Source organism: Erythrobacter aureus (assembly GCF_003355455.1).
Classification (GTDB): Bacteria; Pseudomonadota; Alphaproteobacteria; order Sphingomonadales; family Sphingomonadaceae; genus Qipengyuania; species Qipengyuania aurea.
The window spans coordinates 510,240-526,268 of sequence record NZ_CP031357.1; the positions used below are offsets into that span (position 1 = coordinate 510,240).

Consider the following 16,029-nt stretch of genomic DNA (forward strand, 5'->3'; position numbering starts at 1 on the left):
AGGAGTGTAGTATGACGGTTGGGGGGCGTGATGAGCGTCATCCAACCGACCCTTCCAGACTGATCGCCAGCAGCTTCTGCGCTTCGACGGCGAATTCCATCGGCAGCTCTTTCAGCACGTCCTTGGCAAAGCCGTTGACGATCAGCGCCATCGCTTCCTCGTCGTCGAGGCCGCGCTGCATGGCGTAGAAGAGCTGGTCGTCGCTGATCTTGCTGGTGGTCGCCTCGTGCTCGATCTGGGCGGAGGGGTTCTTCACCTCGATATAGGGCACGGTGTGCGCGCCGCACTGGTCGCCGATCAGCAGGCTGTCGCATTCGGTACGGTTGCGCACGCCGTCGGCGTTGGCGGCCACGCGCACCAGCCCGCGATAGGTGTTGTTCGACTTGCCCGCCGAAATGCCTTTGGAAATGATCGTCGAGCGGCTGCCGCGCCCATTATGGATCATCTTGGTGCCGGTATCGGCCTGCTGGTAATTGTTGGTCACCGCGACCGAGTAGAACTCGCCCACGCTGTCTTCGCCGTTGAGCACGCAGCTGGGATATTTCCAGGTCACCGCGCTGCCGGTTTCGACCTGCGTCCAGCTGATCTTGCTGCGCGCGCCCTGACACAGCCCGCGCTTGGTGACGAAATTGTAGATTCCGCCCACGCCTTCCGCATTGCCGGGATACCAGTTCTGGACGGTCGAATACTTGATCTCCGCATCTTCGAGCGCGACCAGCTCGACGACGGCGGCGTGGAGCTGGTTCTCGTCGCGCATCGGCGCGGTGCACCCTTCGAGATAGCTTACATAGCTGCCCGGTTCGGCAATGATCAGCGTGCGTTCGAACTGGCCGGTATTCTCGGCATTGATGCGGAAATAGGTGCTGAGCTCCATCGGGCAGCGCACGCCTTTGGGCACATAGACGAAGGTACCGTCGGAGAAGACCGCGCTGTTCAGTGTGGCGAAGAAATTGTCATGCTGCGGCACGACCTTGCCGAGCCACTTCTTCACCAGCTCCGGATATTCCTTCACCGCCTCGCTGATCGAGAGGAAGATGACGCCCGCCTTCTTCAGCTCTTCGCGGAAAGTGGTGGCGACGCTGACGCTGTCGAACACCGCATCGACCGCAACCTTGCGCGCCCCCTCGACCCCGGCGAGCACCTCCTGTTCCGCCACCGGAATGCCGAGCTTGTCGTAAACCGCCTTGATCTCCGGATCGAGCTCGTCGAGCGACTTGAGCTTTTCCTTCTTCTTCGGCGCCGCGTAATAATAGGCGTCCTGGTAATCGATTTCGGGATAGCCGAGCTTGGCCCAATCGGGCTCTTCCATGTCCTGCCACAGGCGAAACGCCTTGAGCCGCCAGTCGAGCATCCATTCGGGCTCGCCCTTCTTGGCGGAGATGAAGCGGACCGTCTCTTCGGTCAGTCCCTTTTCGGCGAATTCGGTTTCGATATCCGCCGACCAGCCATGTTCGTATTCGGCCGCCTTCTCGGCAGCTTCCTTCGCTTCGGCATCCATTTCGGGCTTGGCCTGAATGTCCAGTTCTTCGCTCATGCAATCTCTCTTGTTCGGGCAAGCTGGGTCAGCGGAATCGCCGCCAGCGCACCACGAAGTGCCTCGTTCACGACCGGCCAATGCGGTTTGACCGAGCAATCATGCTCGACAAGACAATCCGCGCCCTCGACACAGGCGGTAAGCGCTATTGGCCCCTCTACCGCCTCGACGATGTCGGCCACGGTGATCGCCGCCGCCGGTCGGGCCAGTTGCAACCCGCCACCGGCACCGCGTGTCGAGCGCAGCAGGCCTGCCGTCGAGAGTTTGCTGACCAGCTTCTGCACCGTGGGCACCGGCAGCCCGGTTTCGGCAGCCAGTTCGGCGGCGCTGGTCTTTCCCCCGCCGCAATGGCGCGAGGCCGCGCACATGGCGACGACGGCATAATCGGCAAGGTTGGACAATCTCATATCGGCAACTCGGCAACGCCAGGCTTAATCGGACCAAATCGGTCTGATTGGTCAAGTAGGCGCGTAAAAACGCCATTTCAACGAGAATCGCCGTCTTGCGAGTCGTTAGCAATTAGCTGTCGGCGAGCGGGTCCCTGCCCAGTTGCTCCGCCTCGCCCGAGCCGAACAGGTCGACCGAGCTGTAGCCATCAGGCCCCAGCATGTCGTTGATGGGAGAGCCGGCATCGGGCTGCAGGCGCTTGGGCGTGCGCCCGGTGAAAAAGCGGATCTCCTTGATGAGATGCGCCTGATCGTAAAATGCCTCACGGATTTCCGCTTCGAGCTCTTCCGGCAGCTGCGGAATGGAGAGGAGAGTGGCAGCGCGCACCGCGCGATAGCGGCGCACCAACCGAACGGGCGATTGCCCGAAGAATTGCGCAACCAGCCGCTGCGACTGCCGCTTGGAATAGGGCAATCGTTCGTAAAGGTCGTCAAGGTCCGGCTTGAACGAGCTCGACAGCCATTCGAGCGTCCGGTCGATCACGGCGAGATGTTGCTCGGGCAGCTGCGAAATGCCCCGCCTGACGATATCGCACATAGCATCGAGCAAACCTTCATCATCGAGCTGATCGGTTCTCCATTGTTCGGCCAGCGCCCCGAATTCATCCGCGAGACCTGCCCCGAGCACCATTCCGGGCTCCAGGAAACAATCGTGGTAATCGTGAACCGACAGCCCCGAAAGAGCCGCCCACCCCCGGAAGTTCAGCGATACGCCGAATAATGTGGCCGGACCCGAAACGCTGAAATGGCGCGCCTGACACAGGGGTGCGAGAAAGAAGGCACCGCTCGTTTCACCAACGTCGTCACCATCGAACTGCATCCGACCGAGACCCTGCGCGAACACCACCATCTGGCCCGAATAAGCCGGCAGCACATCGTCTAGCTGATCGTCCGGGCTGCGCCAGATGTAGAGCGAGTTCAGGTATGGCGCGAGCTCGGGCGGCGCGGCTACGAATTCGAAAAATTGTGACGCGTCGTCACCCGGAAGACCCGACAAACCCCTGTCCCGTTCCCTGCCTCACCCAGTAAATTGTATAAATACGCCAAAAGCGCTGCGCTCGCAATTGCAATATGAAGAAATAATTCCATTCGCTCGCCACGCGCCACAGAAAGCCGCTCTCCATAAAAAAGGGGGCGGCCTGTGAAGACCGCCCCCTGAAGTCGAGAACTCGTTGCAGAACTGCTCCGAGCCCTTCGGGTCGCAACAGCGTGTTAGGCGGAGTCTGTGACAATTGATTGTATGCAAGCGACAGGCCTCAAAATGCGAGTTTTTCTTTGTGCCCTGCTTGCATATTGCGCGCCTCGCCCAGCCCCGGAAACCTCGACAGCGGAAGCATGAGACGGCATGGCGCTGGCATGTTGTTCGACCTCGCCCGCCCCGCCCTTTTCGCTCTCGATCCAGAGCGTGCGCACCGTCTTACCGTAAAGGCACTGTCCGTTTCCCCTCGGGTCGGGCCGCAACGTGCAGGCCCTCTGGCAGTGGAGATTGCCGGGCTCGCTTTTCCGAACCCTGTGGGTATGGCGGCCGGCTTCGACAAGGATGCCGAGGTCCCCGATCAGCTACTCGGTCTCGGTTTCGGATTTGCCGAAGTCGGATCGATCACTCCGCGCCCACAAAAGGGCAACCCCAGGCCGCGCCTTTTCCGGCTGGTCGAGGACCGCGGTGTCATCAATCGGATGGGCTTCAACAATAGCGGAGCGCAGGACGCGCTGACTCGTCTCGCGAAGCGCGCAAGCCGCCCAGGGATTGTCGGGATCAACATCGGCGCGAATAAGGACAGCGAGGATCGGACCGCCGATTACGCGGTCATGGCCCGGCTCATGGCGCCATTTGCATCCTATCTCGCCGTCAATATTTCCAGCCCGAACACGCCGGGCCTTCGTGCTTTGCAAGACGAAGGCGCATTGGCGGGCCTGCTCGACGCGGTCATCGACGCGCGCGGCGAAGGCGGTCCGCCTGTTTTCCTGAAAGTCGCGCCGGACCTCGAGCCAACGGATATCGACGCGATTGCGCGTATCGCCGTCGAGCGCGAGCTGGGCGCTTTGATCGTAGCCAATACCACGATCGCACGCCCCCCGCTCAATAGCAGCCATGCGAGCGAAAGCGGGGGCCTGTCGGGCGCCCCCTTGCGCGACCTTGCCCAGCAACGGTTGCGGGATTTTCGCGTGGCCACCGGCGGCACGGTGCCGCTGGTCGGTGTCGGCGGTATTGCCAGTGCCGAGGATGCGTGGGCGCGTATCCGCGCGGGCGCGAGCCTCGTCCAGCTCTATAGCGCCATGGTCTATGAAGGCCCCGGCCTGCCGCGCCGCATCCTGCGGGGCGTCGAGAAGCTAATGCGCCGGGATGGGTTCGCGTCGATTGCGGAAGCGGTCGGAAGCGAATAGGCAGCGGCGGATGATCAGGATATTTTCCGGCCCGCTGATGGCAATAGCCCTTGCTGGCTGCGCCACAACCCCTCACCCCGTTATCGACACCGCGCCGACAGTGCCCGCCTTCGCGGGAGCGGTTTCGGCGGCCGATCCCCGTGCGCAAGCCGCCGGCGAAGACATGCTCGCTCGGGGCGGAAGCGCGACCGATGCGGCGATTGCCGTGATGCTGGCCTTGACCGTCGTCGAACCGCAGAGTTCGGGCATTGGAGGCGGCGGCTTCCTGGTGCGCGGAACGGCGGACGGGTCCGTCGGCACCTTCGATGGACGGGAAACGGCGCCCTCGGCGGCCACCCCGGAAAGGTTCCTTGATGAGGAAGGGAACGCCTTACCCCATATGGAAGCTGTCCGCAGCGGGCTGTCGGTCGGTATCCCGGGCAATATCGCCTTGGCAGCAAAAACCCACGCCGCCCATGGCAAGCTTGGCTGGGCAACCCTTTTCGATCCGGCGATCCGGCTTGCGCGAGAAGGGTTCAAGATGAACCCGCGCCTGCATGGCATGCTAGAACGAGCGAAGAACCGGTCCGCGCATACCGAAGAGGCGCGTGCATTGTTCTTCGATGCTGCAGGCGACCCTCTCCCCGTCGGCACCCGTCTGACCAATGAACGACTGGCCCGGACTTTCGAAGCGATCGCGGCGGCGGGGCCGAGAGCTTTCTATACGGGCAGCCTTGCCCGCGAGATCGCCGAAACGGTTTCCGCGGACACGCCGCGCGATGGCGCCATGTCCTATGCGGACATCACCGGTTACGAAGCCAAAACGCGCGATGGCGTATGCGGCACCTACCGCGCCTATCGGATATGCACCATGGGTCCGCCGACCTCGGGTGGTATCGCCGTGCTGCAGATTCTCGGCCAGCTCGAACGGTTCGATCTGACAGCCCTGGGGGTGGACAACCCGGCGACGTGGCACCTCTTCATCGAATCGCAGCGCCTCGCCTATGCCGATCGCGAGCTTTACCTCGCCGATAGCGATTTCGTTTCGGTCCCGGTCGCGGGTCTGATCGATCCGGATTATCTCGGCTCGCGCAGCGCGCTGATCGAGGCGGGCGCGGCCCTCGGCACGGTCACTGCGGGCATTCCGGAAGGTGCACCCACCGCCGCAGCGGACGGGAACGAGCCCGAAGAACACGGCACCTCCCATTTCGCGGTCGTCGACGCAGACAGCACAATGGTCAGCTACACCTCGACCATCGAAGGTGCATTCGGCTCGGGGCTCATGGCAGGGGGCTTCTTCCTCAACAATGAACTGACCGATTTCAGCCGTTCGCCGGTCGTCGACGGCAAGCTCGTCGCCAATCGGGTCGAGGGCGGCAAACGACCGCGCAGCTCGATGTCGCCGACGGTCGTCTGGGACCCTGAAGGCAAGCCGTTCCTCGCCGTGGGCGCTGCCGGCGGCAGCACCATCCCCGTACAGACCGCGCGCGCCATCATCGGAGCGATCGATTTTCAGCTTTCGGCCGACGAAATCCTCGGCCTGCCCTTCGTCATGGCCTTTGGCGATCGTCTGTTGCTCGAGAAGGGGACCTGGCTCGAGGATCGGGCGGATGTTTTCCGGTCCTTGGGCCATCGGCAGGTATTTCTCCGCGAGGCGCCGGTGAAGGGCGGCGCGGTTCTGCGCACCGCCGCAGGTTGGAAAGCGGCCCGCGATCCGAGACTCGCGGACCAAATCCACACACCGTGATCCGCATGGTCGGCGGCTTGCCGTAGCGCAGCGGGCATCCTAAGCCAGTGCCCATAAAACGACATATATAATAAGAACTGCTGAGGAGCCTGCCGTGCTGACGGATATCGATTCAGCCAACAATCTCGTCGAACTCTTTCTCAAGCGCGCCGACGAAAAGGCCGACCAGCCTTTTCTCGGCGCCAAGATCGATGGCTCCTGGCAAACGCTGAGCTGGCGTGAAGCAGCCGACCAAATGTGCCTTCTGGCGGAAAATTTACGCGGATTGGGCCTGAAAGACGGCGATCGGGTGTGTCTGGTATCCGAGAACCGCCCTGAATGGTGTATCTCCGATCTCGCCATTATGGCGGCGGGCTGCATCACCGTCCCGGCCTATACGACCAATACGGAACGCGATCACGTCCACATTCTCGACAATTCGGGCGCGAAAGCGGTCATAGTATCGACCGAGAAACTGCTCAGGCCGCTCCACGGCGCGCTTCAGGCTTCGGGCATTGCGGAACATGTGATCGGTATCGACGATCTGCACCGGCAGCAATCGGGCAGCTTCACCTTCCATAACTGGGATAAAATGCTCGAAGGCGAGGCGTCTGCCGCGCGCGGCGCCGTGGAACAGCGGATTTCCGGCATCGGCCGCGGCGACACCGCCTGTATTATCTATACGAGCGGCACGGGCGGGGCTCCGCGCGGCGTCCTCCAGCATCACGGTGCAATCCTGTGCAACATTGCGGGGGCAGCGGAAATCCTGATCGAGGATTTCGGTATTGCCGAAGATGAAAGGTTTCTTTCCTTCCTCCCTCTCAGCCATGCCTACGAACATACTGGCGGGCAGTATCTGCCAATCAGCGTTGGCGCACAGATCTATTATGCCGAGGGACTCGAAAAGCTCGCCAGCAATATCGAGGAGACCCGGCCCACGATCATGGTCGTCGTTCCGCGCCTGTTCGAGGTATTGCGCACCCGGATCATGAAGCAGATCCAAAAGCAGGGCGGGCTCGCGGAAAAGCTGATGAACACCGCGCTCGAAGTGGGGGAACGGCGTGCAGCAGATAGCGCGAAATTCGGCGACGGGCTCAAGGATTTCGCAGTTACCCGCCTGCTCAAACCCAAAATTCGTCAACGCTTCGGCGGGCGGATCAAGGCCATGGTTTCCGGCGGAGCGCCGCTCAATCCCGAAGTCGGCATTTTCTTCGACGCGATGGGCCTGACCATGCTGCAGGGCTATGGCCAGACCGAGGCCGGCCCGGTGATTAGCTGCAACCGTCCGGCGGCGGGGATTGCGATGCATTCGGTCGGCCCGGCCATGCGCGGGGTCGACATCAAGATCGCCGAGGATGGCGAGATTCTCGTGCGCGGCGAGCTGGTCATGCACGGCTACTGGCAAAATGAGAGCGAGACCGCGCGTACGATCAAGGACGGCTGGCTGCACACCGGCGATATAGGCCATCTCGACGAGAAGGGCCGGATCGTCATCACCGACCGCAAGAAGGACATGATCGTCAACGACAAAGGCGACAACATTGCCCCGCAAAAGGTCGAGGGCATGCTGACGCTACAGCCAGAGATCGGTCAGGCGATGGTGGCGGGCGACAAGAAGCCCTATATCGTCGGCCTCATCGTGCCCGATGCCGAATGGACGCTCGAATGGTGCCGGGCGCAGGGCAAGCAGTTCGATTGCAAGAAGGTCCAGGAGCTACCCGAATTCCGCAATGCCATACGCGCTGCGATCGATCGCGTGAACAAGGACCTCTCGGTGGTCGAAAAGGTCCGCCAGTTCGCCTTTGCCGACGAGCCCTTCACCATCGAGAACGAGGAGATGACCCCCTCGATGAAAATCCGCCGGCACAAGATCAAGGAACGCTACGGCGAGCGGCTCGATAGGCTGTATCGGGCCTAAGCCGCCACTTCCTCGATGAATTCGGGATAGAAACTCGGCGCCCGGTCGCTCCAGCCGGGGGCGGTGGCGGCGGCTTCGCTGAGCGACTGCAGCAGCATCTTGCGGCGTTCCGGGCGGATGTGCGGCAGCGCGGCGGCGGCGCAGAAGGCGCTTGGCAGCCACGGACGAACATCGGCGGAGATCAAGCGTTCATAGAGGAAGCGGAAGGCGGAAAAGCTGTCGATCCGCTCCTGCGCCAGATCGAAGGCGGCAACCCGGGTAAGCTTCCCGACAAAGCCTTCGACGCTGTCGAGGCCCGATTGTTCGGGGATCGACTGGCGCAGCGCTTTCAGTTCCTGATAGGCGACATATTGGCTGCGGATTGCGGCGTTCTCGCTCGCATTACGGCCCCAGATGCGAAAGGCATCGCAGCGGCCGAGGCCGATATCGAGGCTGCGGCGGATATAGCGCTGCTCGGCGGCGGTCAGTCCGGCGAACTCGCGCATTTCGGCAATAGTGATCGATGCGGTACCCGTTACGGCCATGATCGGCACTCCCTAGTTACGAGGTCGAGTGTCACCGAATATGGTTAACAAGCGGTAAGCCGGGTCAGCGCTGGACTGGCTGCCTGCGCTTTCGCCATTCGGCCTTCGGGCCGATAGGCACAGTATCCCCTCGCGCTGCGTGTCTTCGCGAATGTTCGGGCGTCGCCTTCCAGGGGCTAGATCAATCCGGCCAGCGGGCTGCTCGGATCGGCATATTTACGCGTTGCCATCCGACCCGCGAGATAGGCATCGCGCCCCGCCTCGACCGCCAGCTTCATCGCGCGGGCCATGCGGATCGGGTCCTGGGCCTCGGCGATGGCGGTGTTCATCAGCACACCGTCGCAACCGAGTTCCATCGCCACCGCCGCATCGCTGGCTGTGCCGACGCCCGCATCGACCAGCACCGGAACGCTTGCACCCTCTATGATCAGGCGGATGGTGACGCGATTCTGGATTCCCAGACCCGAGCCGATCGGCGCGCCCAGTGGCATGACGGCGACCGCGCCCGCATCCTCGAGCTGCTTGGCGGCGATCGGGTCGTCGACGCAATAGACCATCGGCAGAAACCCTTCCTTGGCCAGGGTCTCGGTCGCGGTGAGTGTTTCGCGCATATCGGGATAGAGCGTTTTGGCTTCGCCCAGGACTTCCAGCTTGACGAGGTCCCAACCGCCGGCTTCGCGCGCCAGCCGCAGTGTGCGGATCGCATCGTCCGCAGTGAAGCAGCCAGCAGTGTTGGGCAGATAGGTGACTTTCTTCGGATCGATGTAATCGGTCAGCATCGGCGCTTTCGGATCGCTGACATTGACGCGGCGCACGGCCACGGTGACGATTTCCGCACCCGATGCCTCGAGCGCGGCGGCATTCTGCTCGAAATCCCGGTACTTGCCGGTGCCCACGATCAGGCGGCTTGTGAATGTGCGCCCGGCGACCGACCATGTATCATCGCCCTGGCCGCCCCCCACGAAATGAACGATTTCCAGCGTGTCGCCCTCGGCGATCGCGTGATCGGCGAGGGCGCTGCGCGGCGCGATGGTGCCATTGTGCTCCACCGCGACCTTGGCGGGATCGAGTTCCAGCTCTTTCACGAGCTGAGCGATGGTGGTGGCGGCAGTGCGGCGGCTCTCGCCGTTTACGGTCAGGGCAATCATGCCGCCCGACTTAGTCCCCGCAGCGCTCCTTGCAAGCGGAGGAATGCACATGGCGCAGATTGAGGATATGTCCGAACGAAACCAGCGCGACGCCGATGATGGTCAGGACGGCTTCCTTGATACCGTGCGGAACCGCCAGCGCGGCACCCATGAAAGTGAGGCCGGTCATGGCAATGACAAAGGGTGCGGCCATGCGGTGGCGCAGCGCGCCCCAACCGATCGCCACGCCCGCGATCAGGGTTGCCAGCAGGAGCCCGATCTCGTGAATTTCGGGAGCCAGGAAAAGTTCGCCCCCAATTCCCAGGCCCGACACGAGCACGATCGACAGCAGGCAATGCAATGCACAGGCCCCGGAAAGAAAAATTCCCGCCCGGTCAAGCCTCCGACGAATCGGCAAGATGGCGCGTTGCAGCATGGCATGGCAGTTATGTTATGTTGTATCCCGTTTCAAGGAAAACCGCTTGGGGATCGTCTCTTTTCATCGATTGCGACGGCCGGGCTGGCGCTTGTCCGTTTTGCACTTGCACTGCGCTCGCGTGGAAACCACAGACAGAGCCATGTCTGAAACCAGCAGAAACACGCGACCGGTCGCCTTGGCAAACTGGCTGCTCGTCGTCGCGACGATGGTTGTCCTGATGGTCGCCGTGGGCGGTATCACACGTTTGACCGAAAGCGGCCTGTCGATCACCCAGTGGAAACCGATTACCGGTGCCATCCCGCCGCTTACGGAAAGCGCGTGGCAGGCCGAATTCGATCTTTATAAGGCCACCGGCGAATACAAGCATGTCACCGGACCAGCGGGCATGGATCTCGCCGCCTTCAAGTTCATCTTTTTCTGGGAGTGGTTTCACCGCCTGCTGGGCCGCTTGATCGGACTGGCCTTTGCGTTGCCGCTCGCCTGGTTCTGGATACGCGGCGCGATCCCGCAGGGCTACAAATGGCGGCTGGTGGCGCTGCTGGCCCTGGGTGGGCTCCAGGGCGTGTTCGGCTGGTTCATGGTGCGCAGCGGACTTGCCGGAACGATGACCGATGTGAGTCACTTCTGGCTTTCCATCCACCTGCTCACAGCGCTTTTCACGCTTGGCGGGCTGGTCTGGACCGCGCTCGACCTCAGGCAACTGGCAAGGGGCAATTCCAGGCCCGCGCGCTGGGTCTTCACGGCGAGCTGGGCTGGCGGCATCCTTTTCATCCAGCTCCTTCTGGGTGCGTGGGTGGCGGGCCTCAACGCCGGGCTCGCCTCGGACACCTGGCCCTTGATGCAGGGGCGGCTGGTTCCCGAATATGACAGTTCGCGCGGCTTCCTTTACGCGATCACACACGATCCCTTCCTTATACACTTCCTGCACCGCTGGTGGGCCTGGGTCGCGGTGGTGGCGCTGGTCGTGATGGCGAGACGGGTGAAACCGCTCGCGCGACCGGCCTCGATCGCGATCCATTCTGCCTTCGGTACACAGATATTGCTCGGGATCGCGACGGTCTGGACCGGCGTCGCGCTATGGGTCGCGGTGGCGCACCAAGTGGTCGGCGCGCTGCTGGTCGCCAGCTTCGCCTGGGGTGCCCACGCGCTCGGTCGCAGATCGTGACCGCGCTGATTTATTGTCCCTTTCCGGATGCGGCGAGCGCAGAGGCCATAGGCCGTGCTCTGATCGAGGAACGCCTCGTGGCCTGCATCAATATCGGCTCGCCGGTCCGATCGATCTTCGCGTGGGAGGGAACGGTCGATGAAGGCGAGGAAGCCCCCTGCCTTTTGAAGACGTCGAGCAAACTGCTCGCGCGGGCCATTGCGCGTCTCGAAGACTTGCACCCCTATGATACCCCCGCAATAGTGGGCTGGAATTGCGACGCAGCCGGGCGGGCAACGGAACGCTGGCTCGGTGCTATATAACGTCGACAAACGGGGGCATTGTTGAGAACGATCGACCGCAGGGAGAGTCTACAGCTTTTCACCGGACTGGCCTCAGCAGCCATGCTCTTCATTTCTGGCGGTCCGGCCTTCGCTGCGCAGGGCACCGCAATCACCTTCCCGCGTGGCGAATTCATCCTCCGCCGAGAGCTCGAACGGGAAATGGCGCGTAGAGCCACACTGCTGGTCGCGCGCGCATGGCGTGGACGCTTCGAAACCGATGGCGAGACGGCACTGGTCACCGGCGAACAGATATCGAGCCGGGTTGTCGCCCCCGCTCATCTCGAGCCCATCGCCGCCATCGAGCGCGAACGGCGCTCTTCCGGACCATTCCCCGCGCGTCTCGACATGGACGGCAGGATTGTAGGCGAAGCAACCGGATCCGCCGCTGGCAAGGCCGAAGCAGTGAAGGCGGCCATGGCCGTGCTGGAACGTGCGGGCCACACACTTGGCCAATTGCACGAAAGCAAGGCCTATCTCGATCGTTTGGCCAGCTCGGCCGACGCCATGACGAGAAAGATTCCGGCGGATCTCTTCTTTCCGGTAGTGGGGAGGCAAGCGAACGCAGGGCGCTGACGCTGCCTGGGGAGAGGAAGGCCAGGTTTCTGTATTTCTCAAGGCCAGCGCTGGTCCGGGAGGCTTGCTCGATACGTTCGAACGCCGAATTGCCACTCGGGTAAGGGACGATGCGCGCCTGGCTCGCGAAAGCTGGTCTCTGCGCCTCGAATAGGCTGTGGTTTTATTTTACCTCCCCTGACACGCGCGGAATTGCTTGACTACAGCGTCAAGGAACGTCATTTGCCGCCCGCTTTGCGGATCCGTTTGCGCGGATTCGCCGACTGACGCCGGCGCCTTAGGGACCCGGCACGAACACTAGGAACGGAAACCAGCCATGAAGGCTCTCACGAAGACCACCCGGTCGATCAAACCGGCAGAGGTCGAAAAGAAGTGGCACATCATCGACGCCGAAGGTCTCGTCGTCGGTCGTGTCGCGGCGATTATCGCCAACATCCTGCGCGGCAAGCACAAGCCGAGCTACACCCCGCACGTCGATTGCGGCGACCACGTCGTCGTCGTCAATGCCGACAAGGTGAAATTCACCGGCAAGAAGCTGAACGACAAGGTGTATTACAAGCACACCGGCCACCCGGGCGGCATCAAGGAAACCACTCCGGCCAAGGTGCTGGAAGGCAAGTTTCCCGAGCGCGTCCTGGAGAAGGCCGTGGAACGCATGATTCCGCGTGGCCCGCTTGGCCGTGCACAGATGCGCGCCCTCCACGTATTCGCCGGCACCGAGCATCCCTATGACGGCCAGAAGCCCGAAAAGCTCGACGTTGCCTCGATGAACCGCAAGAACAAGGTTGTCGCGTAATGGCCCCCGAATCGCCGAACGAAACCAAGAACGAAACCGTCTCGGATCTCGCCGATCTGAAGGACATCGCCGGTGACGCGCCCGAGGGCGACGCCGCCGATATCGCAGCCACCGCCGAAGTCCCCCTGCGCGAGCAGGAGCTGGACAAGGAAGGCCGCGCTTATGCCACCGGTCGCCGCAAGGACGCTACCGCTCGCGTGTGGCTCAAGCCCGGCAGCGGCAAGGTCACTGTCAACGGCAAGGACCAGGAAGTCTATTTCGCACGTCCGACGCTGCGCCTGATCATCGACCAGCCCTTCACGATCACCGATCGCCAAGGCCAGTACGATGTCGTCGCCACCGTTCGCGGCGGCGGCCTTTCGGGCCAGGCCGGCGCCGTCAAGCACGGCATTTCGCAGGCTCTCGCAAAGTACGAGCCCGCGCTGCGCGGCACGGTCAAGGCCGCTGGCTTCCTGACCCGCGATAGCCGCGTGGTCGAGCGTAAGAAGTACGGCCGCGCCAAGGCACGCCGCAGCTTCCAGTTCTCGAAGCGCTAAGGCTTTACCCGATCATTGGATCACCAGGGGGGCGGTTCCGCAAGGGGCCGCCCTTCTTTCTTGCGTGTCCGCTTAGCGTTGTAACAGCATAATGCCCCAGGCCAGCGCGGTGCCACCTATGAAGAGCGGCCAGGACCACCAGAAATCAAACTGGTGAAGCTCCACCCGGAAAATCGCCAACTGACCGCCCCTGGACCCCTGCGACCCGATCGTCAGCGCCACTATCAGAGTGAGAATGGCGCCCAGTGGCACCGCCTTGACGAGTTCCATCGTTTAGCCCCCTTGTACCGTTGCGCATCCTTTCGTGAACGCGAGCGCATTTCCAGAGCGGTGACGAACGGGATTAGTCTTGGTGGTTAATGGATGGGAGGGTCCACGCGGGGCACCTGGCGAATCGGAGCGACCGGCTCACCCTCCTGTCGTGGCGGCAGCGCGTTCTCCGGAACGTCGTCGATCTGCATGTCTCGCGTGTCCACATCCTGCAGATTGCGCACATAGACGCTCAGTTTCTCGCCGTCCCACTCGATCTCGTTGAAGCTGGGCGGGGTGGATCGCGTGCGCTGCGACAAAGTGCCCGCACCGATCATCCGAACCGGTCCTTCGCTGGTCTTCTCCAAGATATCGAAGGCATCGTGGACGTGACCTGAAAGAACGGCTTCGACATTGCGTTTCGCCAGTTCGCGCAGCGCCTTGCCGCCATGCTTGGTAAGGGCCGTTCCCTGAGTCCCGACTTCACGCAAGGGATGATGCACTGCCACCAGCGCACGCGTTCCGCTGGGAAGAGCGTCGAGTGCATCAAGACACCGCTCAAGTGCTCTGTTGCTCACCCAGCCCTTCGACCAGTTGAGCCGCGGCTGCATGCGGACCGCCGTTTTGAGCGGGATAATCGCGAGTCTGCCCAGATCGAGCTCCTTCTCGACCTTTTCCGCCATTCCGCGAAACCGCCTATAGGGCGCAAAAAACCGTTCGATCGGGTTGAAGTATGGCATGTCGTGATTGCCGACTTCGACCGTGACAGGCGCCTCTAGCGAGTTGATCCAGCGGGTTGCCGCAGCAAATTCGCGATGCCTCGCTCGCATCGTCAAATCGCCTGTGATTGCGACCGCATCGGGCCTCTTCTCCGCGATTTCCTGTTTTACCCAGTCGAGCGCGCGATTGTTCTCCAGCCCGAAATGAATGTCGGAGAGGTGAAAAATCCGCCGGAAGTCAGAAGCCATGGGATGTCGCTAGCAGGTCGACGGGGCAATCAGCTACAGTGAATTCCGCCTGCGAGGGGAGAGTCGCCGGCTCTCCGTCGATCAGGACCTGCAAGGGTTCGCCGGCGCAGTTTTCCATTCGCACCCTGTCGAGCAGACCCAGCCGCTCATGAGGCCCTTCGCGAAATCGTCGCCGCAGAACCGCCCAGCCTTGCTGCAGGATATCGCTGGCGCTTTCGGGACGATAGCCGTCGACCTGAAGCCCGCGATGGCTTGGAGTCAGTTCGATCAGCGGATAGCCATCCTTATGGCCGATCACCGGTTCGATCAGACGCACGCGCGAGCCGCCGGTCGTCTCGGCTATGGCCTCGCCGGCACCCTGGGCCAAACCAGCGACGTCAAAGTCACGCATCGCCTCGCGCACTTCCGCCCATGCCGTCCCGGGGCCTACCAGAAGGCCTGCAAGCGCACTGCCTGCGTCGCAACGCGCCATCATGGGGCGAATTGGGCGGTAGGCACCCCGGGAAATGCAATCGAGTATCTCTTCGCATGCGACATCCTGCCCGTGAAGGCGCGCGCTCATGAGATTCATCGTGCCACCGGGTAGGACCAGAATCTCGCCGTCCCATCCTGACAGAGTGGCAATCACCGCATTCAGACTGCCGTCGCCGGTAAAGACGACCAGACGCGTCACTCCATCATCCCGAAGGCTGGTCGGCGTTGGCAAAGCCTGAGCGGGAAATTCCACAATCCGATCTGGAGACAAGCCGCGCATGGCCAACGCGCCCAGCAAAGAATCGTACGCGGCGTCACTATTGCTACCGCTGCGCGCATTGACGACCAACCAGGAACGTGGGCAACCCATGAGAATGAAGCGCCGAAACGCGCGCCCGGTTCCCGCAGTCACATACGGCCATTCAGTATCAGCCACGCGGTTATTCCGTTGAGGAAGCTATAAAACCCATATGCCCAGGCCGCTGCGGGCCAGCCATGACCGGCCAGAAGCATGGCCGTGAGCAAAACCACGAATTCGAAGGCCAGGGCAAATCGCCCACCACCCGATCGGAAAGAGGCGGGCAGCGTATCGAGCAAGGGGTGGTTCGAATCGAGAACTGCCCTGTGAAGCGCGAAATTCACGATCCCGAGCACGAAGATGATACCGAGCGACATAGGACGAGTGTCTTACGCTCGTCGTCCGCCGATGGCCAAATACCATTGGTCGGCAAATCTACACCTCCGGTCAAATCGCTGTGCTGCCTGTCGAACGGGAGGTGTGATTACAGATGTAGCCATGTAATACAGTTGGTGCGGCAGGCGTTTCCCCTCATCGATAGAGCCGGCCGCAGACCCGGAGATGATACC

The 16,029-nt window shown here is 62.2% G+C and carries 18 protein-coding genes; 8 read left to right on the plus strand and 10 right to left on the minus strand.

From position 1 onward, the window contains the following. Positions 1-37 precede the first annotated feature (37 nt). From sufB to DVR09_RS02510, 3 genes are all read right to left on the minus strand, one after another. Positions 38-1,534 (minus strand): Fe-S cluster assembly protein SufB, encoded by a 1,497-nt coding sequence (gene sufB, locus DVR09_RS02500; protein ID WP_115415537.1) that lies wholly within the window; start codon positions 1,532-1,534, stop codon positions 38-40. Further along, entirely contained in the window at positions 1,531-1,941 is a 411-nt protein-coding gene (locus DVR09_RS02505) for an SUF system Fe-S cluster assembly regulator (RefSeq protein ID WP_115415538.1), read from the minus strand. The genes sufB and DVR09_RS02505 overlap by 4 nt, the downstream gene beginning before the upstream one ends. A gap of 112 nt (positions 1,942-2,053) precedes the next feature. Further along, the gene (locus tag DVR09_RS02510) at positions 2,054-2,977 is read right to left on the minus strand and encodes a helix-turn-helix transcriptional regulator (RefSeq protein WP_115415539.1); all 924 of its coding nucleotides are present in this window, start codon (positions 2,975-2,977) and stop codon (positions 2,054-2,056) included. Positions 2,978-3,336: 359 nt separating this feature from the next. Here DVR09_RS02510 and DVR09_RS02515 point away from each other — a divergent pair, with 359 nt between their 5' ends. The 3 genes from DVR09_RS02515 to DVR09_RS02525 all read left to right on the plus strand — a co-directional run bounded on the left by DVR09_RS02515 (position 3,337) and on the right by DVR09_RS02525 (position 7,988). Continuing rightward, entirely contained in the window at positions 3,337-4,365 is a 1,029-nt protein-coding gene (locus DVR09_RS02515; RefSeq protein ID WP_174223711.1) for a quinone-dependent dihydroorotate dehydrogenase, read from the plus strand. Positions 4,366-4,375: 10 nt separating this feature from the next. Next, positions 4,376-6,091: a gamma-glutamyltransferase gene (gene ggt, locus DVR09_RS02520; RefSeq protein ID WP_115415541.1), complete on the plus strand. Its 1,716-nt coding sequence runs from the start codon at positions 4,376-4,378 to the stop codon at positions 6,089-6,091. 94 nt (positions 6,092-6,185) lie between these two features. Then, positions 6,186-7,988 carry an AMP-dependent synthetase/ligase gene (locus DVR09_RS02525; protein WP_115415542.1) on the plus strand — a complete coding sequence of 601 codons (1,803 nt, stop codon included), beginning with the start codon at positions 6,186-6,188 and terminating at the stop codon, positions 7,986-7,988. On the opposite strand, the gene DVR09_RS02530 is transcribed toward DVR09_RS02525, so the two are convergent. From DVR09_RS02530 to DVR09_RS02540, 3 genes are all read right to left on the minus strand, one after another. Next, on the minus strand, positions 7,985-8,512 hold the full coding sequence (locus DVR09_RS02530) for a hypothetical protein (protein ID WP_115415543.1): 528 nt from the start codon (positions 8,510-8,512) through the stop codon (positions 7,985-7,987). The genes DVR09_RS02525 and DVR09_RS02530 overlap by 4 nt on opposite strands. Before the next feature lie 176 nt (positions 8,513-8,688). Continuing rightward, positions 8,689-9,660 carry a sulfur carrier protein ThiS gene (gene thiS, locus DVR09_RS02535; protein WP_115415544.1) on the minus strand — a complete coding sequence of 324 codons (972 nt, stop codon included), beginning with the start codon at positions 9,658-9,660 and terminating at the stop codon, positions 8,689-8,691. Positions 9,661-9,670: 10 nt separating this feature from the next. Further along, positions 9,671-10,000, minus strand: a complete 330-nt coding sequence (locus DVR09_RS02540; protein ID WP_435867801.1) for a MerC domain-containing protein — start codon at positions 9,998-10,000, stop codon at positions 9,671-9,673. Between the two features lie 217 nt (positions 10,001-10,217). On the opposite strand from DVR09_RS02540, the gene DVR09_RS02545 reads away from it, so the two are divergent. The 5 genes from DVR09_RS02545 to rpsI all read left to right on the plus strand — a co-directional run bounded on the left by DVR09_RS02545 (position 10,218) and on the right by rpsI (position 13,471). Continuing rightward, the gene (locus DVR09_RS02545) at positions 10,218-11,243 is read left to right on the plus strand and encodes a COX15/CtaA family protein (RefSeq protein WP_115415546.1); all 1,026 of its coding nucleotides are present in this window, start codon (positions 10,218-10,220) and stop codon (positions 11,241-11,243) included. Continuing rightward, positions 11,240-11,545 carry a divalent-cation tolerance protein CutA gene (gene cutA, locus DVR09_RS02550; RefSeq protein WP_234041525.1) on the plus strand — a complete coding sequence of 102 codons (306 nt, stop codon included), beginning with the start codon at positions 11,240-11,242 and terminating at the stop codon, positions 11,543-11,545. Before DVR09_RS02545 ends, cutA begins: the two co-directional genes overlap by 4 nt. Positions 11,546-11,566: 21 nt before the next feature. Further along, positions 11,567-12,139 (plus strand): hypothetical protein, encoded by a 573-nt coding sequence (locus DVR09_RS02555; protein WP_162814828.1) that lies wholly within the window; start codon positions 11,567-11,569, stop codon positions 12,137-12,139. A 316-nt stretch (positions 12,140-12,455) separates the two neighbouring features. Further along, on the plus strand, positions 12,456-12,935 hold the full coding sequence (gene rplM, locus DVR09_RS02560; RefSeq protein WP_115415549.1) for a 50S ribosomal protein L13: 480 nt from the start codon (positions 12,456-12,458) through the stop codon (positions 12,933-12,935). Continuing rightward, positions 12,935-13,471 (plus strand): 30S ribosomal protein S9, encoded by a 537-nt coding sequence (rpsI, locus tag DVR09_RS02565; protein WP_115415550.1) that lies wholly within the window; start codon positions 12,935-12,937, stop codon positions 13,469-13,471. The genes rplM and rpsI overlap by 1 nt, the downstream gene beginning before the upstream one ends. Positions 13,472-13,543: 72 nt before the next feature. Here the strand turns inward: rpsI and DVR09_RS02570 are convergent, their stop codons facing one another. From DVR09_RS02570 to DVR09_RS02585, 4 genes are all read right to left on the minus strand, one after another. After that, a complete protein-coding gene (locus tag DVR09_RS02570; protein ID WP_115415551.1) occupies positions 13,544-13,741 on the minus strand; it encodes a hypothetical protein in 198 nt (65 codons plus the stop codon). Positions 13,742-13,827: 86 nt separating this feature from the next. Further along, entirely contained in the window at positions 13,828-14,688 is an 861-nt protein-coding gene (locus tag DVR09_RS02575; RefSeq protein WP_115415552.1) for a metallophosphoesterase family protein, read from the minus strand. Continuing rightward, on the minus strand, positions 14,678-15,532 hold the full coding sequence (locus DVR09_RS02580; protein ID WP_234041591.1) for a diacylglycerol/lipid kinase family protein: 855 nt from the start codon (positions 15,530-15,532) through the stop codon (positions 14,678-14,680). The genes DVR09_RS02575 and DVR09_RS02580 overlap by 11 nt, the downstream gene beginning before the upstream one ends. 38 nt (positions 15,533-15,570) lie before the next feature. Then, positions 15,571-15,837: a hypothetical protein gene (locus tag DVR09_RS02585; protein ID WP_115415554.1), complete on the minus strand. Its 267-nt coding sequence runs from the start codon at positions 15,835-15,837 to the stop codon at positions 15,571-15,573. Positions 15,838-16,029 lie beyond the last annotated feature (192 nt).

Bases quoted from the DNA above. Each gene is read 5' to 3' on its own strand.
- DVR09_RS02515 (WP_174223711.1), top strand. From the start codon at position 3,337: ATGTTGTTCGACCTCGCCCGCCCCGCCCTTTTCGCTCTCGATCCAGAG.
- thiS (WP_115415544.1), bottom strand. From the start codon at position 9,660: ATGATTGCCCTGACCGTAAACGGCGAGAGCCGCCGCACTGCCGCCACC.
- DVR09_RS02585 (WP_115415554.1), bottom strand. From the start codon at position 15,837: ATGTCGCTCGGTATCATCTTCGTGCTCGGGATCGTGAATTTCGCGCTT.
- rpsI (WP_115415550.1), top strand. From the start codon at position 12,935: ATGGCCCCCGAATCGCCGAACGAAACCAAGAACGAAACCGTCTCGGAT.
- DVR09_RS02530 (WP_115415543.1), bottom strand. From the start codon at position 8,512: ATGGCCGTAACGGGTACCGCATCGATCACTATTGCCGAAATGCGCGAG.
- DVR09_RS02505 (WP_115415538.1), bottom strand. From the start codon at position 1,941: ATGAGATTGTCCAACCTTGCCGATTATGCCGTCGTCGCCATGTGCGCG.
- DVR09_RS02575 (WP_115415552.1), bottom strand. From the start codon at position 14,688: ATGGCTTCTGACTTCCGGCGGATTTTTCACCTCTCCGACATTCATTTC.
- DVR09_RS02570 (WP_115415551.1), bottom strand. From the start codon at position 13,741: ATGGAACTCGTCAAGGCGGTGCCACTGGGCGCCATTCTCACTCTGATA.
- DVR09_RS02545 (WP_115415546.1), top strand. From the start codon at position 10,218: ATGTCTGAAACCAGCAGAAACACGCGACCGGTCGCCTTGGCAAACTGG.
- ggt (WP_115415541.1), top strand. From the start codon at position 4,376: ATGATCAGGATATTTTCCGGCCCGCTGATGGCAATAGCCCTTGCTGGC.
- sufB (WP_115415537.1), bottom strand. From the start codon at position 1,534: ATGAGCGAAGAACTGGACATTCAGGCCAAGCCCGAAATGGATGCCGAA.
- DVR09_RS02580 (WP_234041591.1), bottom strand. From the start codon at position 15,532: ATGGGTTGCCCACGTTCCTGGTTGGTCGTCAATGCGCGCAGCGGTAGC.
- rplM (WP_115415549.1), top strand. From the start codon at position 12,456: ATGAAGGCTCTCACGAAGACCACCCGGTCGATCAAACCGGCAGAGGTC.